The sequence below is a fragment of the Pseudomonas sp. RIT-PI-q genome, from assembly GCF_001297125.1.
Classification (GTDB): Bacteria; Pseudomonadota; Gammaproteobacteria; order Pseudomonadales; family Pseudomonadaceae; genus Aquipseudomonas.
Map to the genome: position 1 here is coordinate 186,046 of NZ_LHPC01000054.1, position 21,995 is coordinate 208,040.

At 61.6% G+C, this 21,995-nt stretch carries 21 protein-coding genes; 4 read left to right on the forward strand and 17 right to left on the reverse strand.

Annotated elements, in window-relative coordinates; translation table 11 throughout:
• The first annotated feature begins 244 nt into the window (after window positions 1-244).
• Window positions 245-1,270, forward strand: coding sequence for an AraC family transcriptional regulator (locus AEQ67_RS29005; RefSeq protein ID WP_059407194.1), 1,026 nt, complete (start codon window positions 245-247; stop codon window positions 1,268-1,270).
• Between the two features lie 633 nt (window positions 1,271-1,903).
• Here AEQ67_RS29005 and AEQ67_RS29015 read toward each other — a convergent pair.
• The 10 genes from AEQ67_RS29015 to AEQ67_RS29060 all read right to left on the reverse strand — a co-directional run bounded on the left by AEQ67_RS29015 (window position 1,904) and on the right by AEQ67_RS29060 (window position 11,805).
• A complete protein-coding gene (locus tag AEQ67_RS29015; RefSeq protein WP_059407196.1) occupies window positions 1,904-2,914 on the reverse strand; it encodes a YeiH family protein in 1,011 nt (336 codons plus the stop codon).
• Window positions 2,911-3,237: a Rieske (2Fe-2S) protein gene (locus AEQ67_RS29020; protein ID WP_059407197.1), complete on the reverse strand. Its 327-nt coding sequence runs from the start codon at window positions 3,235-3,237 to the stop codon at window positions 2,911-2,913. The genes AEQ67_RS29015 and AEQ67_RS29020 overlap by 4 nt, the downstream gene beginning before the upstream one ends.
• Window positions 3,234-3,896 (reverse strand): DsbA family oxidoreductase, encoded by a 663-nt coding sequence (locus AEQ67_RS29025; RefSeq protein WP_059407198.1) that lies wholly within the window; start codon window positions 3,894-3,896, stop codon window positions 3,234-3,236. The genes AEQ67_RS29020 and AEQ67_RS29025 overlap by 4 nt, the downstream gene beginning before the upstream one ends.
• Window positions 3,893-5,212, reverse strand: a complete 1,320-nt coding sequence (locus AEQ67_RS29030; RefSeq protein WP_059407199.1) for an MFS transporter — start codon at window positions 5,210-5,212, stop codon at window positions 3,893-3,895. Before AEQ67_RS29030 ends, AEQ67_RS29025 begins: the two co-directional genes overlap by 4 nt.
• Window positions 5,213-5,304: 92 nt before the next feature.
• The gene (locus AEQ67_RS29035; RefSeq protein WP_059407200.1) at window positions 5,305-6,357 is read right to left on the reverse strand and encodes a 3-keto-5-aminohexanoate cleavage protein; all 1,053 of its coding nucleotides are present in this window, start codon (window positions 6,355-6,357) and stop codon (window positions 5,305-5,307) included.
• A gap of 86 nt (window positions 6,358-6,443) precedes the next feature.
• Window positions 6,444-7,292 (reverse strand): TauD/TfdA dioxygenase family protein, encoded by an 849-nt coding sequence (locus AEQ67_RS29040; RefSeq protein WP_059407201.1) that lies wholly within the window; start codon window positions 7,290-7,292, stop codon window positions 6,444-6,446.
• Window positions 7,293-7,306: 14 nt separating this feature from the next.
• Window positions 7,307-8,287, reverse strand: coding sequence for a quinone oxidoreductase family protein (locus tag AEQ67_RS29045; protein ID WP_059407202.1), 981 nt, complete (start codon window positions 8,285-8,287; stop codon window positions 7,307-7,309).
• Window positions 8,288-8,426: 139 nt separating this feature from the next.
• The gene (locus AEQ67_RS29050) at window positions 8,427-10,211 is read right to left on the reverse strand and encodes a SulP family inorganic anion transporter (RefSeq protein ID WP_059407203.1); all 1,785 of its coding nucleotides are present in this window, start codon (window positions 10,209-10,211) and stop codon (window positions 8,427-8,429) included.
• Window positions 10,212-10,259: 48 nt separating this feature from the next.
• Entirely contained in the window at window positions 10,260-11,081 is an 822-nt protein-coding gene (gene ppk2, locus AEQ67_RS29055; RefSeq protein ID WP_059407223.1) for a polyphosphate kinase 2, read from the reverse strand.
• Window positions 11,082-11,142: 61 nt separating this feature from the next.
• Window positions 11,143-11,805, reverse strand: a complete 663-nt coding sequence (locus AEQ67_RS29060; protein ID WP_059407204.1) for a hypothetical protein — start codon at window positions 11,803-11,805, stop codon at window positions 11,143-11,145.
• Between the two features lie 205 nt (window positions 11,806-12,010).
• Between AEQ67_RS29060 and AEQ67_RS29065 the strand changes: the two genes are divergently transcribed.
• The 3 genes from AEQ67_RS29065 to AEQ67_RS29075 are packed head-to-tail and all read left to right on the forward strand — an operon-like array spanning window position 12,011 to window position 15,696.
• A complete protein-coding gene (locus AEQ67_RS29065; RefSeq protein ID WP_059407205.1) occupies window positions 12,011-13,552 on the forward strand; it encodes an efflux transporter outer membrane subunit in 1,542 nt (513 codons plus the stop codon).
• Entirely contained in the window at window positions 13,545-14,684 is a 1,140-nt protein-coding gene (locus AEQ67_RS29070) for an HlyD family secretion protein (protein WP_059407206.1), read from the forward strand. The genes AEQ67_RS29065 and AEQ67_RS29070 overlap by 8 nt, the downstream gene beginning before the upstream one ends.
• Entirely contained in the window at window positions 14,674-15,696 is a 1,023-nt protein-coding gene (locus AEQ67_RS29075; RefSeq protein ID WP_059407207.1) for a DUF2955 domain-containing protein, read from the forward strand. Before AEQ67_RS29070 ends, AEQ67_RS29075 begins: the two co-directional genes overlap by 11 nt.
• Window positions 15,697-16,290: 594 nt before the next feature.
• On the opposite strand, the gene AEQ67_RS29080 is transcribed toward AEQ67_RS29075, so the two are convergent.
• From AEQ67_RS29080 to AEQ67_RS29110, 7 genes are all read right to left on the reverse strand, one after another.
• A complete protein-coding gene (locus AEQ67_RS29080) occupies window positions 16,291-16,746 on the reverse strand; it encodes a YMGG-like glycine zipper-containing protein (protein ID WP_059407208.1) in 456 nt (151 codons plus the stop codon).
• A 45-nt stretch (window positions 16,747-16,791) separates the two neighbouring features.
• A complete protein-coding gene (locus AEQ67_RS29085; RefSeq protein WP_059407209.1) occupies window positions 16,792-17,127 on the reverse strand; it encodes a Rieske (2Fe-2S) protein in 336 nt (111 codons plus the stop codon).
• 2 nt (window positions 17,128-17,129) lie between these two features.
• A complete protein-coding gene (locus AEQ67_RS29090) occupies window positions 17,130-17,441 on the reverse strand; it encodes a YciI family protein (protein WP_059407210.1) in 312 nt (103 codons plus the stop codon).
• Between the two features lie 3 nt (window positions 17,442-17,444).
• On the reverse strand, window positions 17,445-18,317 hold the full coding sequence (locus AEQ67_RS29095; protein ID WP_059407211.1) for a dioxygenase family protein: 873 nt from the start codon (window positions 18,315-18,317) through the stop codon (window positions 17,445-17,447).
• 24 nt (window positions 18,318-18,341) lie between these two features.
• A complete protein-coding gene (locus AEQ67_RS29100; RefSeq protein WP_059407212.1) occupies window positions 18,342-19,409 on the reverse strand; it encodes a maleylacetate reductase in 1,068 nt (355 codons plus the stop codon).
• An 8-nt stretch (window positions 19,410-19,417) separates the two neighbouring features.
• Complete coding sequence (locus AEQ67_RS29105) at window positions 19,418-20,881, reverse strand: aldehyde dehydrogenase family protein (RefSeq protein ID WP_059407213.1); 1,464 nt, start codon at window positions 20,879-20,881, stop codon at window positions 19,418-19,420.
• A 92-nt stretch (window positions 20,882-20,973) separates the two neighbouring features.
• Window positions 20,974-21,993, reverse strand: a complete 1,020-nt coding sequence (locus AEQ67_RS29110) for a hydroxyquinol 1,2-dioxygenase (RefSeq protein ID WP_059407214.1) — start codon at window positions 21,991-21,993, stop codon at window positions 20,974-20,976.
• Between the last annotated feature and the right edge of the window lie 2 nt (window positions 21,994-21,995).

Genomic DNA, 21,995 nt, shown 5'->3' on the forward strand with positions numbered 1-21,995 from the left:
ACTTTTCTTTTCATGACAGATTGACGGGTAACGGAGGGACGCGACCGCTGGTCGAAAAACCCGCCGGGCGCGCTGCAGGCCACTGTAATCAATGCGTGGGCGATAATTGATCGCTGCTGAAGTAGTCAAGAGGCGCTGACCTGGCTGCCTGTCACCGCACGCCTGGCAACTATTCAATCGATGACGTGCTGGCTATAGTCGCCACGCTTGTTTCCATCGCCACCGGCCCAGGGAAGAACCTCGCATGACCAAGCTTGTTCGCGCCGCCGTCCTGACCAACTACCTGGAGGTCACCCAGTACCTGGGGTTCAATCCGCGCGATGTGCTGGAGGCCGTCGGCTTGAGCAAAGCGCAGCTGCAAGCCCCCGAGCACCGTATTCCCATCGATTCCGCCGTGCGGCTGCTGGAGGAGTCGGCTGCGGCCAGCGGCTGCCAGAGCTTCGGCCTGAGCATGGCCGAGTCGCGCCAGCTCTCGGACTTCGGCGTGGTCAGTCTGCTGCTCACGCACCAGCGCACGCTGCGTGATGCCTTGCAGGTGGTGGTCAACTACCGGCATCTGATGAACGACTCGCTGGCAATCTTCATCGAAGAGGCCGGCAAGATGGTGATCATTCGTGAAGAGGTGGTCACCGAATCGCCGATGCCCTGCCGCCAGGCCAATGAACTGGCCATCGGCGTGATGTTCCGCCTCTGCGCAGCCCTGCTCGGTGCGCACTGGCATCCCTACAGCGTCAATTTCACCCACCAACCGCCGGACAGCCTGCAACTGCATCGTCGCCTGTTCGGCTGCAAGCTGGAGTTCGGCAGCGAGTTCAACGGCATTGTCTGCCCCGATGCCAGCCTCGACATCACCAACCCTCATGCCGACCCGGCCATGGCGCGCTACGCGCAAAGCTACCTTGACTCGCTGCAGGGTCACGAAGGACCGTCGATTCTGTTTGAGGTCCGCAAAGCGATTTACCTGCTATTGCCGATGGGCCGCGCCACGATCGAGCAGATTGCCCAGACCCAGGGCATGAACGTACGCACCCTGCAGCGTCGCCTCAAGGACGATGGTTGTGCCTTCAATGACCTGATCAACGACGTGCGCCGCGATCTGGTGCTGCGCTATTTGGAGAACCCGAGCTACTCGCTGGGCCGGATCGCCGACATGCTCGGCTACTCCATGGCGAGCTCCTTCACACGCTGGTTCATCGCCCAATTCGGCATGCCGCCGGCCGCCTGGCGCAGTACGCATAAACAGCCCGGTGTAACCCCTAAGCAGCCCTGATAACGCAGCAAAAAAAAACGGCGACTGCTGGTACAGTCGCCGCAAAAAATTGATGTGGACCCCGAAATCCCTGTGGGAGCGAGCCTGCTCGCGATGGCGGAGGGTCAGGCGACATTGATGTTGAATGTTCTGGCCCCTTCGCTGGCAAGCCAGCTCCTACAGGTTTTGTGTCGTACCCGGATGATGCGGCGAACACAAAACCCTGTGGGAGCGGGCTTGCCCGCGATGGCGGCGTGTCAGGCGACATTGATGTTGGATGTGCCGGCCCCTTCGCTGGCAAGCCAGCTCCTACAGGTTTTGTGTCGTACCCGGATGATGCGGCGAACACAAAACCCTGTGGGAGCGGGCTTGCCCGCGATGGCGGCATGTCAGGCGACATTGATGTTGGATGTGCCGGCCCCTTCGCTGGCAAGCCAGCTCCTACAGGTTTTGTGTCGTACCCGGATGATGCGGCGAACACAAAACCCTGTGGGAGCGGGCTTGCCAGCGATGGCGGTGGGTCAGGCGATAGCGAGGTTTAATGTGCCGGCCTCTTCGCGGGCAAGCCCGCTCCCACACTTGATCGTTGTCGTGCACAAATGCCGTGTTCGCTGAACATCCGATGTGGGAGCGTGCTCCCACAGGGATCGATATCTACAAACCCCAACGCAACAACAGCAACACCAGCACGACAAGGAACACCGTCTCCCCCACCATCAGCAGAATCGGCTTGATACCGACCGCCGCCAGTTCCTTGAGCTGGGTCTTCATCCCCAGGGCGCTGATGGAGACCACCAGGCACCAGCGCGATAATTCGTTGACTGAACCCTGCACCACCGGCGCCACCCAGCCGGTGCTGTTGATGCACGCCAGAATCAGAAAACCGACGGCGAACCACGGCAACAACGGCGGTCGCTTGCCCGTCGGATCAACGCCCTGCATCCGGGTAATCATGGCGGCGCAGACGATGACCGGCAGCAGCATCGCAACCCGCATCAACTTGACCACGGTAGCCGTGTCGCCGGTCTCGGTCGACATGCTGTAACCCGCCCCCACGACCTGGGCGACATCGTGAATCGTGGCGCCCAAAAACACCCCGGCCACTTGTGGCGACAACGACAGCCAATTGGCAATCATCGGATAGACGATCATCGCCAGGGTCGACATCGCCGACACTCCGATCACGGTAAACAGCGTGGCCCGCTCTTTCTGTGGATGGTTGGGCAACGCCGCAGCCAGCGCCAATGCCGCCGAGGCACCACAGATCGCCGTCGCCCCGCCGGTGAGCATGCCGAACAGGCGCTGAAAACCCAGGGCCTTGGCCGCGATCACCGACACGCTGATCGTCACCACCACCAGAATCACCACCAGCGCCACCGGCTTCCAGCCCAGCCCGGCAATTTGCTCCAGGGTGATGCGCATGCCCAGCAACGCCACGCCGATGCGCAGCACGGTGCGGGCGGTGAACTCGATACCCGCCTTGCAGGCGCCGTCACCGGCGAGAAAATTCAGGGCCATGCCCAACAGCAAGGCGAACAGCATCACCGGAGCGCCGTAGTGCTCGGACAAAAACGAGGCAGCCGCCGCCACGATCAGACTGACGACAAAGCCCGGCGCCAGTTCGCGCGTTCGGCTATGGATTTGACTCAGCGCAATGGCGCTCATGGCGCGGACTCCTCGGGAACGATAACGATGAATGCCTGACCGTCGACAATCTCGACCGGGTAACGGGCGACTTTGACCTGAGTGGAATTGAGCATAAACCCGCTGCGCAGATCGAAACGCAGACCATGGGCGCAGCACTGGATCACCTTCCCCTCTAGGCGCCCGCCACACAGCGAGGCACCTTGATGCGGGCAGCTGTCATCGATGGCGAACAGCTCACCCTCGACGTTGAACAACGCCAGGCTTTTGTCTTCGAATTCGAACAGCGCACGGCTACCGGCCTGCGGGTGTTTGCCGGCAGGTACGGGAATGCGCCGAGTCATGCCGATTGCCGCTCGCGATCACTTTCCTTGAGTGCCTGGCGCATGGCCCCGAGCAGTGCCTCGGCAGGTTGCGCGCCCACCACCGACAGGCGCCGGTCGAATTGAAAGCTCGGCACGCCACCCGCCGCGCCCGGGAAGCCTTCGAAGGGGCTGCCGTCACCTTTCAGGCAGTCGGCAACCGTCTCTGCATCGATGCCGCAAGAGCGGGCAATCGCCAGCAAGGTCTCACGACAACCCAAGTCTTCACCCTTTTGGAAATACGCGGCGAACAGGCGCTCGAGCAAGATGTCAGTCCGCACGGCATTGCCCTGCGCGCTGACACGCTCGAACAGACGATGGGCATCGGCGGTGTTGGGCATCGTCGCGATGCGGCTGAAATCGATGACCAGCCCGACTGCCGCCGCTGCCTGTTGCACCTGACCCTGGCGCATGGCTACAGCGTCGGCATTGCCCAGGCGTTTGCGGTAGAAATCGGCGAAGGGCTCACCCTCTGCCGGCAACTGTGGCAGCAACTGCACCCCGTGCCACACCGTGGTGATCTGCACGTCCGGGTAGCGACTGCGAAACTGTACCTGCGCATGCTCCAGTTGCCGCTTGCCGATCAGGCACCAGGGACAGATGAAATCGAAAAACACATCAATACGTAAACGACGACTCACAACTTCACCTCTAACAATGCTTCGTTGCCCGAGTCAACGATGCTCTGCCCTTTAAGCCGAGCAATATCGGCGTGGTAATGACACTTGGCATAAAAAAACACTGCCGCTGCCGCGATGCTGACCAGAGGCACCCATTGAAACGCGGCTTGCAGACCGATGAGGTCGGACACCTTGCCGGTGAGGAACGGCCCAGGCGCCAGGCCCAACATATTGTTGGCCAGGGTCAGCGTGGCGAACGCCGTGCCGTGGACCGAGTAATGGGTCAGGTTGGCGACCATCGCGCCGGCAGGACCGGTGGTGCCGGCGGCAATCAGCATGCCCAGGCAGATCATCAGCAATTGCAGCGGTCCCGGCGGCAGCGCGAACGCCACCGACAACAACAGGCAACTGCCCAGGCAATAGGCGATGGCCAGGGCGACTTTGCGCTCTGGCGAGTGGCGGCACATCCGGTCGCTGAGCATGCCGCACAGAATCATCCCGGCGCCGCTGCACAGCACGATGATGGCCGCGAGGCCACCGGCCTTGCCCGTTGTCATGTCGTAATAGCGATTGAGGTAGCTGGGCATCCACACAATCACGGTGCCGCCGACAAACAGTTGCAAGCCGCTGCCGATGTAGGTCGCGACCACCGAACGACTCGAATAGAGGGTTCGCAATGGACGCTTGACCGCCGCCGCAGCTTTGGCCACGCGTTGCGGGGCGATACGGGCTTCCTTGACGATGACCGGGTAAAGCATGGCCAGCAGCAAACCGAACAGCGCCATGCCGGCAAACGACCAGCGCCAGCCCAGCTTGGCGGCGATAGCGCCACCGAGGGCCATGCCCAATACCGAGCCGAACATACCGCCCGCCATGAAGGCACTGGCCAGGGTGGCGCGCATGTGTTTGGGAAACACCGAAATCACTACGGCGATACCGACGCTGCCGTAAGCCGCCTCGCCGACACCGACCATGAAGCGCGCGATGAACATCTGCTGATAGTCCTGGGCCAACGCGCAGCCCAGCGTGGCCACGCTCCACAGCAGGGCCATCAGCGCCAGGCTTTTAACCCGACCGAAGCGATCCGCCATCAGCGACAAAGGGAATGTCAGCAGGCCGACCATCAACGCCACAATGCCGCTGAGCAGGCCGAGCTGGCCATCGCTGAGTGCCCACTCGCCCTTGAGCAGCGGGAACACCGCGTTCAGTACCTGGCGCGACATGTAATCGGAAATCAACAGACCGAACGTCAATGCAAAGACAATCCAGGCGTACTTGCGCGCAACACCGACACCACTGGCGTCGTCATCGTCTGCGGCAATGGGATGAAAGGCCATTTAGCCTCCTCAAAGCTTTGTTTTATTGTTGTTATCAAGCAGGTTGCAGTGCAGCGAACGGGAGGCCATTGACCTCCCGTTTCGTCTGCCGATCAGCCGCGCTGCGGCACACCTTTCTGGCCAACCTTGCGGTTGGGGGCCATGCCATTGGCCAACAGGGTTTCTTCGATGCTCTGGTACTGCACGCCGATGCGGTAAATCTCACGCGCTTCTTTGCCGGTGGCGATTTCGCGCCCCAGCTCATGGGCGATGCGCACGGTCTGCTTGATCTGCGCAACCGAGCCGAAACGATCGCCCTTGTGATCAATGATAGTGTCTTCATTGCCCACGCGCGGGTGCATGCCCATGGCCATCGCCATGGTGTTGAATGGCATGACGTTCTTGAGCAGCGACTCGGAGGTCAGGGTGCAGCCGTCCGGTGCGCGGTGGATGAAGTTGAAGAAGTTGAACGGGTTCGGGCCATCGAAACCGCCACCGATGCCGATCCAGGTCAGGTTCAACGGACCCTTGTAGACGCCCTTGCGCACCAGGCGTTCGAGGGTTTCCATGGCATGCATGCCGGTCAGCTGGAAATGCGGCTGGATGCCGTTCTCCATCAGGCGCTTGAGGTGCTCGGCGACCCAGGCCGGGCCGGCCGGTACGGTCATTTCGCTGTAGGCGGCCTGAAACAGCGGGTTCGCCAGGGACGTGCCTTCCAGGTATTCCGGATACAGCAGTTCCATGATGTTCATCTGGGTGGTGTTGATCGCCACCGTGACCTGATCCGGTTTTGGCGTCAGCTCGGCCAGCATGTGGCGCGTGTCATCGGACAGCCACTTGGCGGCTTCGCCATCGCTCTCGGGGGCGAAGGAAATCGAACCGCCGACCTGGATGATCATGTCCGGCACGGCCTCACGCACACCAGCGATCAGCTCGTTGAACTTCGACAGGCGCTTGGAGCCCTTGCCGTCCAGTTCACGCACGTGCAAGTGCAGGACCGTGGCGCCGGCTTCGTAGCATTCGACCGCTTTCTGAACTTGCTCATCCATGGTCAGCGGAATGTCTTCCGGGAAGTCTTCCGGCATCCACTCCGGGCCATACGGGGCGACGGTGATCACCACTTTTTCCATGTTTTCCGGGTGCAGGGAATCGTCGAAGAATTGCATGATTTACTCCGTTCTTATGATTGTCCCGCCCACCCGGAGTCGTGCCGGGCAGGCGTGTTTACGAGTGCGAATGCAGAGGGGGTCGATCAGTAAGTCTTGTCGCCGATGATGCCGGCACGTTCCATCTTGCGATGGCACGGCGGGTAGTCCATGACGGCGTAGTGCTGGGTACTGCGGTTGTCCCAGATGGCGATGCTGTTGGGTTTCCAGCGCCAGCGCACCTGATACTCGGGGATGTACGCCTGACTGATCAGGTAGCGCAGCAATTCGCCCGCGCCGGGATTGGCGTCCTGGCCGAAGCGCACCCGTTCAGGGGTGTGGTAGTTACTGATATGGGTGGTAAAGGCGTTGACGAACAAGACCTTTTCGCCGGTTTCCGGGTGGGTGCGCACCACGGGGTGTTCGGCATCCGGGTACATCGCCTTGAGTGCCAGGCGTTTTTCGATCGGCATGGCCGCACCAAAACTCGCTTCGATGCTGTGGCGGGCACGCAGGTCGGCGATTTTCACCTTCACGTCATCCGGCAACCGCGCGTAAGCCTCGACCATGTTGGCCCACATGGTGTCGCCGCCGACCGGTGGGCATTCCACGCAGCGCAACACACAACCCATCGGCGGCGCCTCGCGCCAGGTGGCATCGGTGTGCCAGGCGTTCTCGTAGCGATCCATCGGCTGGTCAGGGCTTTTGTAGATGCGCACCAGGCCCGGGTGGTCTGGATCACTGCCGGCCACCGGGTGATCCTCCAGTTCGCCAAAACGCCGGGCGAAGGCCACGTGCTCGGCGCGAGTGAGGTCCTGATCGCGCAGGAACACCACCCGATGCTTGAGCAGTTGGGCACGAATTTCGGCAAAAAGACCGTCGTCCTGGACCGCATCGGCGAGGTTGACGCCCATCAGCTCCGCGCCGATGTTGGCGGTCAATTGTTCGACTTTCATGGCGGGACGCTCCCTTAAATGACGAAAATCGACGAGCCCGTGGGCTTGCGTGACTCCAGGTCGCGATGGGCCTGTACCGCCTCCTGCAAGGCGTAGTGCTGATTGATCTCGATCTTGATTCGACCGCTGCCGACATGGTCGAACAGCTCGCCGGCCAGGGCGGCTTTTTCCGCCGGATCGGCGATGTAGTCAGCCAAGGCCGGACGGGTCAGGAACAGTGACCCTTTCATGGCCAGCATGACCGGGTCGAACGCCGGGATCGGGCCGGACGCGGTGCCGACGCAGACCATCAGGCCACGGCGCTTGAGCGAGTCCAGGGAACCCATGAAGGTGTTCTTGCCAACGCTGTCGAACACGACGTTGACGCCTACATTCTCAGTGATCTCGCGAACGCGTTGGGCGACGTCCTCGTGGCTGTAGTTGATGACATGGTCACAACCGTGAGCCCGGGCGATTTCGCCTTTGACGTCGGTGGAAACCGTACCGATCACCGTCAGGCCGAGCAGCTTGGCCCACTGCGAAACAATCAGGCCCACACCACCGGCGGCGGCATGCAGCAGAATGCTGTCGCCGGCCTTGAAGTCGTAAATGCGCCGCATCAGGTACGAAGACGTGAGTCCGCGCATGGTCATCGCTGCGGCAGTCTCGAAGCTGATGGTTTCCGGCAGCTTTATCAGCGGCGCGGCCGGGATCAGACGCTCGGTGCTGTAGGCGCCCAGGGTGTTGAGAAAACCGGTGTAGGTCACACGGTCGCCAACGGCCACATGAGTGACGCCCTCGCCCACGGCCTGGACCACCCCGGAGGCTTCGACGCCCATGCCGTTCGGCATCGGGATCGGGTAGGTGCCATTGCGAAAGTAGGTGTCGGCATAGTTCAGGCCGACCGCCACGTGGCGCAGACGAACCTGGCCCGGGCCGGGATCCCCGACCTCGACCTCTTCATAGCGAAGGACTTCGGGACCACCGGTTTCGTAGAAGCGGACGGCTTTGGCCATGTTTTCTTATTCTCCAATCTGCACTGTTGGCTAATTGCGTCGATATGCGCTGATTGGACTGTAGGACGGCGCCTGGTGAACCGCTTCTCATCAGACGACAATGGCTTTTCATTTCATGACAGGTGCGTGGCGTATTCCGCTACTTATCCTCCCAGTCGACCCAATCCACCGGATGCGTCGCCAGGTAGCTATTGACCGCAGCGCCCAGGGTCGGGAAAAACGCGGTTTCGCCAAACCGCTCGAGCAGCCCGAAGCGCTTCAGCTTGTCTTTGACCGGGTCCTTCATCTCGGCCAGGCGCAACGCGATACCCGCCGCGCGCAAGGTTTCATCCAGTTCGGCCAACATGTCGGCGGACGTCACGTCGACACTGGTGACGGGTTCCGCTGCAATCACCAACCAGCGCACCGGCGTTGGCGATGCAGCCACCGCATCGAGCACCCGGTCATGGAACAACTCGGCGTTGGCGAAAAACAACGGTGCATCCCACCGAAACAGGACCAGGCCGGGTATGAGACGCGCGTCGGGATAGCGCTGGATGTCATGGTAGCCCTGGACGCCATCGGCACGCCCGAGCACCGTCGAATACGGGCGCCAGCCATCCCAGAGGAACTCGATGACCGCAATCACCACGGCCAGGCCGATACCCTCGATCGCGCCAAACACCGCCACGCCGACGGTGCAGACGATCGACAGCCAGAACTCCCAGCGCTGAATGCGATAAATCCGTCGCAGGTCGGAGATCTCGATCAGGCCGATGGCGGAGGCGATCACTACCGCGGCCAGTGCGCTGTTGGGTAAATGCTGCAACAAGTCCGGCGCCACCACCAGCAGCAAGGCAACCGCCAGTGCACCGACGATTCCGGTCAGTTGGGTTTTGGAGCCAGCAGCCTCGGCAACGGGTGTACGCGATGAACTGCTGCTGATGGGGAAACCCTGAAAAAAACCGGCGGCCAGGTTGGCGACACCGAGCCCGACCATTTCCTGGTTCGGGTCCACGTAGGTGCGGGTCCGCGCCGCATAGACACGCGACAGCACACTGGTGTCAGCGAAGGAAACCATGGCGACAGCACAGCCGCCGATCAGCACCGGCACGATGTCGGCAGTGGTGATCCAGGGGATGGCGAACGCCGGCAGGCCTTGCGGAAGCGAGCCGAGCACTTTCACCCCGGCTCGCGCGGCAAGGTCCAGCACACCCACGGCAACCGTTGCCCCTACTACCGCGATCAGGATGCCCGGCACGCGTTTGTAGGGTTTGAGCAGCAAGATCACCACCAGGGTGACTGCGCCAATGGCGAACGTCGCCCAGTTGGTTTTGCCCTCCAGCACGGCGGTGGCGATGGCCCACAGGTTTCTCAGCGGCCCTTCGGCGTCGATCGAAAAGCCAAAAAACTTGGGCAACTGGCTGATCAGCACCGTCAGCGCGATCCCGTTCATGTAGCCGTAGCGGATCGGTTTTGAGAGCAACTCGGTGACGAAGCCCAGGCGCGCGATGCCGGCCAGGATACACACCGCCCCCGAGACAATCGCCATCATGGCCGCCAGAGCGATGGCGCGTTGCGGATCGCCGCCCGACAACGGCAGGACGACCGCGAGAATGACGGCAGCCAGTGAGGAATCCGGCCCCAGCACCAGAATCCGACTGGGCCCGAACAGCGCATAAGCGAGCAGCGGAACGATGGTCGCGTAAAGACCATAGATGCCCGGTACGCCCGAGGCCACCGCATACGCGATACCGACGGGCACCAGCATCGTGGTCAGCACCAACCCGGCCACGATATCGTGGCGCAACCAGGCCACTTGGTATCCACGCAGCGTGCGCAAGCCCGGCAGCCAGCGGCTCCAGCGACGCTGATCGTCGCCAGTGTCCCGACGCGCAATCCGGCCCGGCTCCGGGAGGGGCGTCGAAGAATCAGGATTGCTCATAGGACGGTGTCCTTTGCTGTGCAGCGCAGATTCGCTGGAATAGCCCCGTCAGAATTTTTCGGGAATTCGTCTGAGTGGATATTCCGGTTCACGATAGCCGCCTGGCTTCTGCCGTTTAGGCAAAATCACCTTCTCACGAGGTACATCCTTGTACGGAATGCGGCTAAGCAAGTCAGAGATGATGTTGAGACGAGCCCGCCGCTTGTCATTCGAGTTAGCCACCAGCCACGGCCCATGCTCGGTGTCGCTCGCCTTGAACATGTCGTCACGTGCGCGCGAATAGTCATACCAGCGGCTGTATGACTTAAGGTCCATTGGGGTCAGTTTCCAGATTTTGCGACCATCCTTGATCCGCGCCTCTAGTCGGCGAGTCTGCTCCTCGGGACTGACTTCCAGCCAATACTTGAGCAGGATGACACCCGAATCGACGATTGCACGCTCGACATTGGGTACGGTTTTCAGGAAACCGGCAACTTGCTCTTTGCTGCAGAATCCCATCACTCGTTCGACGCCGGCACGGTTGTACCAACTGCGATCGAAGATCACCACTTCCCCGGCCGCGGGCAAATGCGGCAGGTAGCGCTGCACATACATCTGGCTTTTCTCGCGCTCGGTCGGCGCCGGCAACGCCACCACCCGGAAGACCCGTGGGCTCACCCGTTCGGTGAGCGCCTTGATCGTCCCGCCTTTACCGGCGCCATCACGCCCCTCGAAGACGATACAGATCTTGATGCCCTTGTCCTTGACCCACTCCTGCAACTTGACCAGTTCGACATGCAGTTTCCTGAGTTGGGCAAGATAGTCTTTGTTCGACAGTTTCAGGCTTTCAGCCGGTTTGCTCTTCAGGGCTTTTTTATTGTCCTTTGCCATGACCAGGACCTCGCAAATGTCAGTCGTCATAGATAAACACCCTCGGCTGCGGGCTTTTTCCTCAGCCACCGAGTGCGATGATTGCGGTGATCAGCGCCGCACCGGTCACTGTCAGCGCAATTGCGCCTTGCCACGGCTTTGCACCTGCGTATCGCGCAAGTATCCAGCCGGCGATGAACAGCACCCCGAGTCCGACAAGGTTAGAGATACGAACAGCGAGCGCTGTCTGGTCAAGCAACAGGAAGGGCACCACGAGCGGGAATGTCGAGGCCACGACCAACAGGAAAACCCCAAGTGCGCCCTTGAGATCATCCCAGCCCAGGCGCGGCTCTACCGGTGCAGAAGAAAACTCGACCAGGCGTCGACGCAGCGACTCCAATTCATCCGCGCCGGCCGCCGCCGAGAGACGCGGCGGTAAGGCCTGCGCAATCAGCGCCTGCCCCGTGGCCGCGTCCGCCCCGCCGCGCAACGTGGCGAGTAGCGTGCGCTTGCGGGTGCGCTCAATCAGCGTTCGCAACAAATACATCACCGCATCTGCAAGCCCCCAGGCCAGGTTGCAGCCCAGCGCGGCGATCATCATCGTGCGTTCCGCCTCCTGGCCTGAGGTCGCCACGCTGATCGTTCCGGTGAAGGTCATCGCCATGAGCAGACCGAAGATCACTTCCGTGACCCGATCGACGGGGTCGAGCACCCGTGCGCGCTTTTGTTCTCCCGTGCGTTGCATGCATCCTGCCTTGCGGATACGTACCCGCGTGATGCGAGGTTCATCGGTCCGTGCAGCGTTTTTTCAGGGCCGGTCTTTTCAGCACCCCTTCATTGTAGTTTCAAAAAACCTTGTCACTTCCGTTATGGACGAATATTCAAAATGCTCAACTCGCCCATTCGGGCGTCTATGCTCCCTGTGATCTTCCTGCACTGGAAAATGCGTAATGCATTCATCTACATCCGGCCGATTCCTGATGCTTGGCGCGCTTGCCCTCAGTGGCTGCGTTCGGCTGGGTCCGGATTTCCAGCCGCCGGGTGAAGCGTGGGTCAAACACTGGGACACCCCTGCCCTCGAGCAATCCAGCCAACGAGGTATGAACCCGGACCTGCGCCAGTGGTGGCAGGTGTTCGCCGATCCGGTGCTCGATCGCTTGATTGCCGAGTCGGATGCGCATAATTCCAGCCTGAAGATTGCCGGCTTGCGCGTGATGGAAGCTCGCGCCCAACTGGGCATTGCCCAAAGCGGGCTGTACCCGCAACTGCAGCAAGCCAGCGCCGACAGTTTGTACTTCAACCGCAAGCAGTCCGGTGGGAGCAATCCGCAGGACAGCCATTTTTGGCAGTACAGTGCGGGGTTTGACGTGGGTTGGGAGCTGGATTTCTGGGGACGCTTCAGCCGCGCCATCGAGTCGTCCGATGCCAGCTACTTCGCCGCCCAGGCCAACTATGAAGACGTGCTTGTGCTGCTACGGGCGCAAGTGGCCGACACCTATTATTCATTGCGCACCACCGAGGCGCGTTTGCGCGTCGCCCGGGAGAACGCCAAGCAGCAACAGCGCAACTTCGAGATCACCGAGAAGCTGTTCAACAGCGGCCAGGATGCTGAACTCGACCTGCAACAAGCCAAGACCCAATACCTGGGCACGCTGAGCACCATCCCCAACCTTGAAGATCAGTTACAGCGCACGCGCAACGCCCTGGCGGTATTGATCGGCCAGCCTCCCGGCGGACTGCCGCAACTGCTGGAACGTGAAGGGCTGATCCCGCTGGTCGACCGCGCCGTGCTGCAAGATGTGCCGGCCAGCTTGCTGCTGCGCCGGCCCGACGTGCGTGCCGCCGAATTGAATGTCGCCGCTCAGTCGGCGCTGATCGGTGTCGCCGAAAGCGATTTCTATCCGTCGCTGAGCCTGCTCGGCAGCATCGTCTGGTCAGCCGACACGCTCAACGGCACATCGAGGACGCTCGACCTGATCGGCGGCCCCAGCTTGCGCTGGAACGTGTTCGACCATGGCCAGATCAGCAACAACGTGCGTGTGCAGGATGCGCGTTTGCAGCAACTGATCGAGGCCTACCGCGACAAGGTTCGCCAGGCCGCACGCGAGGCGGACGACGCGGCGAACGGCCTGATCAAATCGCTGGAACGCGAACGCATCCTGCGCGAGGCCGAAGTCGCGGCCAAGCGTTCGCTGGTGCTGGCCAACACTCAGTACCGGGAAGGTTATTCGGATTTTCAGCGGGTGCTGGATGCACAGCGCGCGCTGCTCGAACAACAGGACAACTACCTGATCGCCCGCAGTAACGCGGTGAGCAATGTGATTGCCTTGTACAGGGCCATGGGTGGTGGTTGGTACAGCGCCTTGCCGCGCGTCGATCCAGCCACCCGCCGGCAAATGGAAAAACGCACCGACTGGGGCGATCTGCTGAATGAACCTGACGCTGCGCTGCCAGCCTTTCCTCTTCCAGACAAGGTAGACAACCATGAGTGAAGCCGCGCAGCCCTCCCCCGACGCGCCCTCCTCCAAGCCCCCGGCACCGGCGGCCGACCCGACGAAAAAAGGCATCAAGTGGGTGTTGCTGCTGATCGTGTTGAGTCTGGCCTGGTATCTGTTGGCTGACCGCTACACGCCGTATACGCAACAGGCGCGGGTGGGCGCTTTTGTCATTCCGGTAGCCTCCGAAGTGGCGGGCCGCGTCGTGCGCGTCAACGTGCGCAATAACCAGGACGTCAAGGCCGGTGATGTCCTGTTCGAAGTGGCCCCGCAGCCGTATCAGATCGCCGTCGCCCGTGCCCGCGCAGACCTTGAATCGACGCGCCGCCAGATTGGGGCCAGTACCGCCGGGATCGCGTCGGCGCAAGCCAATTTACGCGCGGCCCAGGCCAATGAACTCAAGGCGAAGCAGGACAATCAGCGTCTGGAAGGCTTGTATCGTGAAGACCCTGGCACCATTTCCGTGCGCCTGCTGGAAGTGTCTCGCGCCAACCGTGAACAAGCTGTCAGTCAGGTTGCCCAGGCCCGCGCCGAAGTGCAGCGGGCGCGTGAGCAAGAAGGTGGCAGCGAGGAAGACAACGCCTTGCTGCGCAGCGCCGCCACGGCGCTGTCAAAAGCCGAACTGGACCTGTCCAACACACAGATACGTGCACGTTCGGCGGGGCTGATTACCGATCTGCGTACCGACGCCGGACAGTTCGCCGCTGCCGGCAGCCCGGTCATGACGTTGATTGCCATCCACGATGTGTGGATCAGCGCGGACCTGACCGAGAACAACCTCGGTCTGGTCAAGCTCGATACACCGGTTTCGATTGTCCTGGATTCACTGCCGGGAGAGGTGTTCGAGGGCCGCGTGCGCAGCATGGGCTACGGTGTCAGCGTCGGTCAGCCGCCCGCGCCCGGGACCTTGCCCAGTGTGCAGAACAGCCGCGACTGGCTGCGTCCGGCCCAACGGTTTCCGGTGATTATCGAGTTTTCCGAGGCGTCCATGAAGGTGCTGCGCGACAGTGGCGCCATCCGTGCCGGTGGGCAGGCCGAAGTCATGGCCTTTCCTAGCCAGGGCAATCCGCTGAATCTGCTGGGTCGGGTGTTTCTCGGACTGATGAGCTGGCTCTCGTATGTTTATTAAAGGCACAGCCCGGGATCAGCGCGCGCTTCGGCTGGCCACTGGCACCGCACTGTGCCTCGCGGCCAGCTTCGGCCTGGGCTTGCCGCTGCCGTTTCTCGGGCCGGTACTGTGCCTGATGCTGCTGGCCATGCTGAATCGGGCGCTGCCGTTCAAAACCAGTCTGGTGCTCGCGCTGGTGGCGATGCTGACCACTGGCGTCGGCCTGTTGTTGATCCCGATCCTGCGTTACTACCCCGTCAGCGGTGTGCTGTTGATCGGCGTCTGTCTGTTCCTGGCCTTCCGTTTTGGCTTGAGTGGCGGCAATAACCTGGTCGTGACGTTTCTGGTGATTGGCCTGACCATGATTTCCTCGGCCGGTGTCGCCGAATTTGACCTGGCGGCGATGGTCATTGCTGCACTGGTCAAGGGGTTGCTCCTCGCCGTCACGGTGATGGCCATCAGTCATTGGCTTTTCCCTGAACCGGCCAACGCCCCAACCCCGCCGCGCGCCCCGCCCCTGCACGCCGAAGCCACTGGCCGGGTGGCGCTACGTGCAACCTTGATCGTGTTGCCCACCTTCCTGTTGGCGCTGATCGATCCGGCCAGCTATCTACCGATCATCCTCAAAGCGGTCAGCCTCGGGCAGCAAAGCGAGACGACCAGCGCGCGCAACGCCGGTCGCGAGCTGGTTGGCTCAACCCTGCTCGGCGGGGTGTTGGCGATCCTGTTCTGGTGCGCGCTCAGTCTGTTTGTGCACCTGTGGATGTTCTTTCTGTGGATGCTGCTGTTCGGCCTGATACTGGCGCGCAAGCTGTACGCCCTGAGCCCGACCCGGCTAAGCCCGGGATTCTGGCTCAATACGCTGATCACGATGATTATCCTGCTGGGCCAGTCGGTTCAGGACAGCGCAGCGGGCAAAGACGTCTACACCGCTTTCGCGGTACGCATGGGGTTGTTCATCTTCGTCACGCTGTATGCCGTGCTGATGGTTCACCTGCTCGATCAGCGTACGGCTCAGAACCGCTTTTCGTAGGCGCAAGGCTTGCCCGCGAAGGCGATCTTGTGGGCGCCTTCGCGGGCAAGCCTCGCTCCTACAAGGTTCGGGGTTTCCGGGAGAGGCACGCGGTGTGCCGTCCGGATGGTTCGCCTGCTCGGACCGCTTTTCGTAGGAGCAAGGCTTGTCCGCGAAGGCGATCTTGTGGGCGCCTTCGCGGGAGAGGCACGCGGTGTGCCGTCCGGATGGTTCGCCTGCTCGGACCGCTTTTCGTAGGAGCAAGGCTTGCCCGCGAAGGCGATCTTGCGGACGCCTTCGCGGGCAAGCCTCGCTCCTACAAGGTCCGGGGTTTCCGGGAGAGGCACGCGGTGTGCCGTCCGGATGGTTCGCCTGCTCGGACCGCTTTTCGTAGGCGCAAGGCTTGCCCGCGAAGGCGATCTTGCGGACGCCTTCGCGGGCAATCCTCGCTCCTACAAGGTCCGGGGTTTCCGGGAGAGGCACGCGGTATGCCGTTCGGATGGTTCACTTGCTCGGACCGCTTTTCGTAGGAGCGAGGCTTGCCCGCGAAGGCGATCTTGTGGACGCCTTCGCGGGCAAGCCTTGCTCCTACAGGTCAGATGTGTCCGGGAGAGTTCAGGGGTTGACCTGATACCCCTTCCCTTGCAGGCAACTGGTATAGGCCGTTGAAGTGGTCGCGGCGGTGGTTTTCTGCTGTGCACGGCGCTCCTGTCGCTGGCGTGAGCCGCCCACCACCGCGCCCGCAGCGGCGGTCTCTTTGGCGCGATTCTGGCGATAGTCCTGCTTGGTGTCGTCATCGACGCGATCATAAAACTCGTCATGCTGACGCCCGCGCACCTGAGCCCCCGCCGCACCGGCGGCAGCGCCCACAGCGGCGCCCTTGAGTCTTCCACCGGAAGGCGGCGGTGCCGCCGAAGCACTCTGACTGGCCGCGATGTTGTGGCAATCGGTGATGTCCGTTTGGGTTTGTTGCGAACTCTGCCCTTTCATCGGCACCACCGTTTCAGCCCACCCCTGGACACTGAAAACCGACAATGCGACGCACAGGCTGATGGGCGACAACCTTTTCATGATGACCTCCTGATGAGCATGGTTCTCACCATCAAAGAGTGTAGATCACACCTCCATCACTAATTGGTCTTCGACCCAACGCACCGGCACCGGCTCCAGTTGCGCCCCCTTGCACGGCCCGTCGATGCAGTGCCCGTCTTCGAAACGGAACATCGCGCTGTGATGAGCGCACATCAGGATCTTGCCGCGATAGGTGCAGAACTCTTGCGGTCGATAGTCCAGCGGCACCGAAAAGTGCGGACAACGGTTGATGTAGACCCAGACCTGCTCGCCTTGACGCACCGCAATCAGCCCGGCGGGATGCAGCTGCTGGTGTTCGGGCAGACCCAGGGCGCCGCCGTCGGTGATGTCATCCCGTTGGCATAAGGTGATAGTGGTCATGATCAGCCGCGCAATTCCGGGTTGCCAAGGCTCCAGTGCCAAGGGCGGATCTGGATGCTGGCAAACAGTCCGGCCTGAACATACGGGTCGTCCTGAATGAACGCTTCCACCTCCGGCAGGCTGCCCGCTTCGATCACCAACAACGTGCCATTCATCGCCGCGCCGGCATCATCGAGGGTTGGGCCGCCGAGGCGGACGATCACCCGGTGCCGCTCGTTCGCGCGCAAATGGGCTTGATGACTGGGCCGCAAACGTTGACGCAAGGCCAGCGAGTCCGGGTGGTCAGTGGCGAATACCGCAAAAAACTGTCCCATGATTCATTCGGTTTCCATGACGAATTCGTAACACGCACGCTTGAACGGCAAGTCGATACCCAGGTCGGCGGACAAATCGTCGTGGGTGATCCGGTCTTCATAGATCACCTGCAATGACTGTTTTACGCCAAACACCGCATCGGACTCCAGGTACGGATCATCGTGATTGAACAGGTGCGTGACCAGTTTGCGATAGCCCGGCACATCGATCATGAAATGTAGGTGTGCAGGCCGCCACGGGTGACGGTTGGCGGCATTCAGCATGCGCCCGACCGGGCCATCGGTGGGGATCGGATAGCACACCGGGACAATCGTGCGAATCGCAAAATAGCCATTGTCATCCGTGCGATAGCGACCGCGCAGATTACCGAACGGTTGTGCAGTGTCCTGGCCTGAATACATGCCGTTTTCGGCGGTCTGCCAGACGTCCAGCACCGCGCCGGCCAGCGGATTGCCGTGGGTGTCGACCACACGCCCGCGCACCAGCGCTGGCTCGCCGGCGGTGAACGCCATGTTTTCGCCGAACTCACGCTCCGGCATGCCTTCGATGTAGAACGGCCCAAACACCGTGGTGTCAGTGGCGTTCGCACTGTGCCGATGGTTGATCGCATCGACCAGCATCGACACGCCCAGGGTGTCCGACAGCAGGATGAATTCCTGGCGCACCAGACCGTCGCACGTGTGGCCGGTGTCGGTGAGAAAACGGATGCCTTCAAACCACTCCTGCTCGGTCAGTTCGACGTCGCTGACAAACGCATGCAGGTGACGCACCAGGCTTTGCATGATCTGTTTGTAACGCGCGTTGGGCGCGTCTTTGAAACTGTTCACCGCGTTCTCGGAGATCAGTTTTTCTGTGGCTTTGTCTTGATCGGTCATTGTTATTGTTCCGACGGGGATGGATCAGGCGGGTGCCAGGCCTTTCAAGGCACGGGTCAACAGCGCTTCGATCGGGCCTTGTTCAAACGGCCGTGGGTTGTAATAAGGACTGGCACAGGCGATCTGCGCAGCGTCGGCCGGCCCGTTTTCCGGCAAGCCGATGTCAGCCAGCGCCAGGGGAATACCCAGCTTCTGGTTCAGCGCGTACAACAAGCCGCCGACCTCGCTCGCCTCGCTACCACCCAAGGCGCGGGCGGCCCGTTGCAGTGGCCCCGCCGCCGCTTCACGATTGTAATGCGCGGCGTGGGGCAGGACGATTGCGTGCGCCTGGGCGTGCGGCAAATTGAACGTACCGCCCAGGGTGTGGCAAAGCTTGTGGTGCAACGCCATGCCGACCGAACCCAGGCAAATACCCGCCAGCCACGCGCCGTACAAGGCCTGACTGCGTGCTTCAGGGTCATTGGGATCATTGACCACGCCCGGCAGTGCCAGTGCCAGTGAGCGAATCGACTCTTCGGCCATGAAACCGATGATCGGGTTGGCGTCCTCGGCGTACAACGCTTCAACCGCATGGGCCATGGCGTTCATCCCCGAGCAGGCGGAAATCTGCGCCGGCAAGGTCAGGGTCAATTGTGGATCGTAGATCACGGTCTTCGGTAAAACCTTCGGATCGCGCCCGGTTTTCTTCAGGCGGTTTTCGGTCAGGCCGTAGATCGGAGTCATTTCCGAACCCGCGTAGGTCGTCGGAATCGCCACGATCGGCAACCCCGAGTCCATGGCAATTGCCTTGCCCAGGCCAATGGTCGAACCACCGCCAATCGCCACGCAGCAATCGGCATCCAGACGCGCCGCTTCAATGCGCGCCGCTTGCGCCACTTCCAGCGGCACATGCATCACCGCTTTCGGATAGACGCCCGCCGCACGCTCACCGAGCAACGCCGCGACCCGTTCGCCCAACCCCTGCTGTTCCGGCGTGGTAAGAATCAGCGCGCGTCTGGCGCCCAGGCGCTCGATCTCTTCAGCCAGCGCCGAGAGCTTGCCCCAGCCGAACACCACACGGGTCGGCAGGCTTTGGTAGACAAAAGGATTCATGGCAGGCCTCAGCGTTTGAAGTGCGGCGGAATTTTCGCGTCGACGTTGACCCACACCGAGCGGGCTTCGGTGTAATCGTGGATCGCTTCAAAACCCATCTCACGGCCATAACCCGACTGGCCAACGCCACCAAACGGGCTGCCAGGGCTGACGCGTTTGTAGCAATTGACCCAGCACATCCCGGCGTGAATGGCGTCGGCCATTTTGTGCGCACGGGCCAGGTTCTGCGTCCACAGGCCGCTGCCGAGTCCGTATTCCGAACTATTGGCGATGGCCAAGGCTTCTTCGTCAGTGCTGAAACGCACCACGGTGACGAACGGGCCGAAGACTTCTTCCTGGCACACACGGTCTTCGGGCGACGCTTCGACAATGGTCGGCTCGACATAAAAACCATCGGCCAATCTCAGATCATCCGGGGCTTTGCCGCCCGCGAGGATCTTGCCGCCCTGCTCGATGGCGATATCGATATAGGCCAGCACGCGGTCGCGGTGCAGTGCCGAGGTCAGCGGGCCCATTTCGGTCTCGGGGTCCAGCGGATCGCCCAGGCGAATCGATTTGGCCAGTGCGATGAAACGTTCGAGGAAGCGGTCAGCAATGTCTTTATGCAGAATCAAACGCGAACCGGCGATGCAGGCCTGGCCCTGGTTGTGGAAGATCGCCCAGGCCGAACCGTTGACCGCCGCTTCCAGATTGGCGTCTTCGAACACAATGTTCGCGCCCTTCCCGCCCAGTTCCAGCTGGATGCGCTTGAGGTTGCCTTTCGACGCTTCAACGATCCGGCGGCCGGTCGCCGTCGAACCGGTGAAGGCAATCTTGCCGACGTCGAGGTGTTCCGCCAGCGCTTGCCCAGCGGTGTGGCCGTAACCCGGCACCACGTTGACCACACCTTTGGGGAAGCCGACTTCAGTCATCAGCTCGACAATGCGCAAGGTTGACAGCGGCGTGATTTCCGACGGCTTGATCACAATGGTGTTACCCGCCGCCAGCGCCGGGCCCATTTTCCAGCTGGTGAACATCAACGGGAAGTTCCACGGCACGATCTGCCCGACCACGCCGATCGGCTTGCGTTGTACGTAATTGAGGAACCCGGCTTCGACCGGAATCACCGAGCCTTCGATCTTGTCCGCCATGCCGCCGAAATAGCGGAAACAGGCGGCCGTGCGCGGAACGTCAAGGCCACGGGAATCGCGAATCGGGTGGCCGGTGTTCAGGGATTCGAGTTGCGCCAGCTCTTCGCCGCACTCTTCGATCTTGTCCGCCAGTTTGAGCAACAGGCGTCCGCGTTCGGCAGCGCCCAGTGCAGACCAGGCCGGGAACGCACGTTTGGCAGCAGCCACAGCAAGCTCGATGTCCGCGGCTTCGGCAGCGGCGACCCGGGTGATCAACGAACCGTCGTGGGGCGACACGACGTCAATGGTGCCGCCGGCGACCGCGTCAACGAACCGGCCATCGATATAGAGCTGATTTTGCATAATATTTCCCTCTCACCGCGCCCATGGCGCAGTGTCTGACGACTTGATTCTGGCGAGCATGGCCCGGCGCGACGCCGGGCAAGACAAAGGTCTTAGAACTCGATCGGATACGGCTTGAGTTCGCCGCTTTCGTAGCGTTGCGGCAGGTTTGGCGTGGCGTTTTCCCACACCAGCAGCATCGAGCGCTTGGTCGAATAACCCTGGTGACGGATGTCCGCTGGCATGGCGCAGATGTCGCCGGCACGCATGGTGATGCGGGCGCGCGGGTTGCCGTCGTCCTTGTCGCCGACGTCCCAGATGATTTCATCGGACATCTGCAAGAACCACTCGACCCGGTCATTGCCATGGAACACCGGCAGGATGAATTCTTCAGTGGTCGGGCAGAACAGGCTGGCCTTGCACACCGAGGTCACCGACGGGTTCCAGGTCACGTCGGAGCGCGATAGGTACTTGAACAGGCTGAAGGCATGCAACTCACCTTCGAAACCTTCAGCGGCGTGAACTTCCGGCTCATCCTGATCAACGTCGATGAACTGGCGATTGACCGGCAAATCATTACGCAGTGGTGAATCATCCGGCAGGCCCGGCATGCGTTTGGTGGCGATGCGGAACCGCTCGATGGCTTCGATGTTGTAGCCGTTCTTGCGACCGAATGCCGTACCGGTTTCTTCCGGTGCCGCGAACGGGTCAAACGTGGCGTTGGTCCAGTCGCGCAGGATGGCTTTGAAGGTCGCCATGATCAGCGGCGTCTCAAAGTTCTCGGTGTAGTTGACGCCTGCGGCCTTGAGCGGGCCATGGAAGGTGCCGGCATACAGGTCGGCTTTGCCGTAGTAATTGCGGGTGCCGATGACCTGGTCGAAGTTGACCCAGCCGTAGAAAAAGCCCCAGGCGACGTCGCGCATCATGGCGCGCAAAAAGGCGTCGACCGGAATCAAGTGCGAGCGGGTCTGACCTTTGGCCGGCCAGGTGATGCGGGCAAAATACTCGTCGCGCGACAGTTCGAATGCGCCGAGTTTGAAAGAGCAATAGCCGGTAACGGCATGGGGTGCGCTGGCCTGGACTTCGTCGTCGGCAAAGGAGGTGGTATCGGCAGCGTTTTCAAGCATGGCCATGA

Coding starts and splice junctions, on each gene's coding strand:
- AEQ67_RS29005 (WP_059407194.1), top strand. CDS start 245: ATGACCAAGCTTGTTCGCGCCGCCGTCCTGACCAACTACCTGGAGGTC.
- AEQ67_RS29015 (WP_059407196.1), bottom strand. CDS start 2,914: ATGAGCGCCATTGCGCTGAGTCAAATCCATAGCCGAACGCGCGAACTG.
- AEQ67_RS29020 (WP_059407197.1), bottom strand. CDS start 3,237: ATGACTCGGCGCATTCCCGTACCTGCCGGCAAACACCCGCAGGCCGGT.
- AEQ67_RS29030 (WP_059407199.1), bottom strand. CDS start 5,212: ATGGCCTTTCATCCCATTGCCGCAGACGATGACGACGCCAGTGGTGTC.
- AEQ67_RS29035 (WP_059407200.1), bottom strand. CDS start 6,357: ATGCAATTCTTCGACGATTCCCTGCACCCGGAAAACATGGAAAAAGTG.
- AEQ67_RS29040 (WP_059407201.1), bottom strand. CDS start 7,292: ATGAAAGTCGAACAATTGACCGCCAACATCGGCGCGGAGCTGATGGGC.
- AEQ67_RS29045 (WP_059407202.1), bottom strand. CDS start 8,287: ATGGCCAAAGCCGTCCGCTTCTACGAAACCGGTGGTCCCGAAGTCCTT.
- AEQ67_RS29050 (WP_059407203.1), bottom strand. CDS start 10,211: ATGAGCAATCCTGATTCTTCGACGCCCCTCCCGGAGCCGGGCCGGATT.
- ppk2 (WP_059407223.1), bottom strand. CDS start 11,081: ATGGCAAAGGACAATAAAAAAGCCCTGAAGAGCAAACCGGCTGAAAGC.
- AEQ67_RS29060 (WP_059407204.1), bottom strand. CDS start 11,805: ATGCAACGCACGGGAGAACAAAAGCGCGCACGGGTGCTCGACCCCGTC.
- AEQ67_RS29065 (WP_059407205.1), top strand. CDS start 12,011: ATGCATTCATCTACATCCGGCCGATTCCTGATGCTTGGCGCGCTTGCC.
- AEQ67_RS29070 (WP_059407206.1), top strand. CDS start 13,545: ATGAGTGAAGCCGCGCAGCCCTCCCCCGACGCGCCCTCCTCCAAGCCC.
- AEQ67_RS29075 (WP_059407207.1), top strand. CDS start 14,674: ATGTTTATTAAAGGCACAGCCCGGGATCAGCGCGCGCTTCGGCTGGCC.
- AEQ67_RS29080 (WP_059407208.1), bottom strand. CDS start 16,746: ATGAAAAGGTTGTCGCCCATCAGCCTGTGCGTCGCATTGTCGGTTTTC.
- AEQ67_RS29085 (WP_059407209.1), bottom strand. CDS start 17,127: ATGACCACTATCACCTTATGCCAACGGGATGACATCACCGACGGCGGC.
- AEQ67_RS29090 (WP_059407210.1), bottom strand. CDS start 17,441: ATGGGACAGTTTTTTGCGGTATTCGCCACTGACCACCCGGACTCGCTG.
- AEQ67_RS29095 (WP_059407211.1), bottom strand. CDS start 18,317: ATGACCGATCAAGACAAAGCCACAGAAAAACTGATCTCCGAGAACGCG.
- AEQ67_RS29100 (WP_059407212.1), bottom strand. CDS start 19,409: ATGAATCCTTTTGTCTACCAAAGCCTGCCGACCCGTGTGGTGTTCGGC.
- AEQ67_RS29105 (WP_059407213.1), bottom strand. CDS start 20,881: ATGCAAAATCAGCTCTATATCGATGGCCGGTTCGTTGACGCGGTCGCC.
- AEQ67_RS29110 (WP_059407214.1), bottom strand. CDS start 21,993: ATGGCCATGCTTGAAAACGCTGCCGATACCACCTCCTTTGCCGACGAC.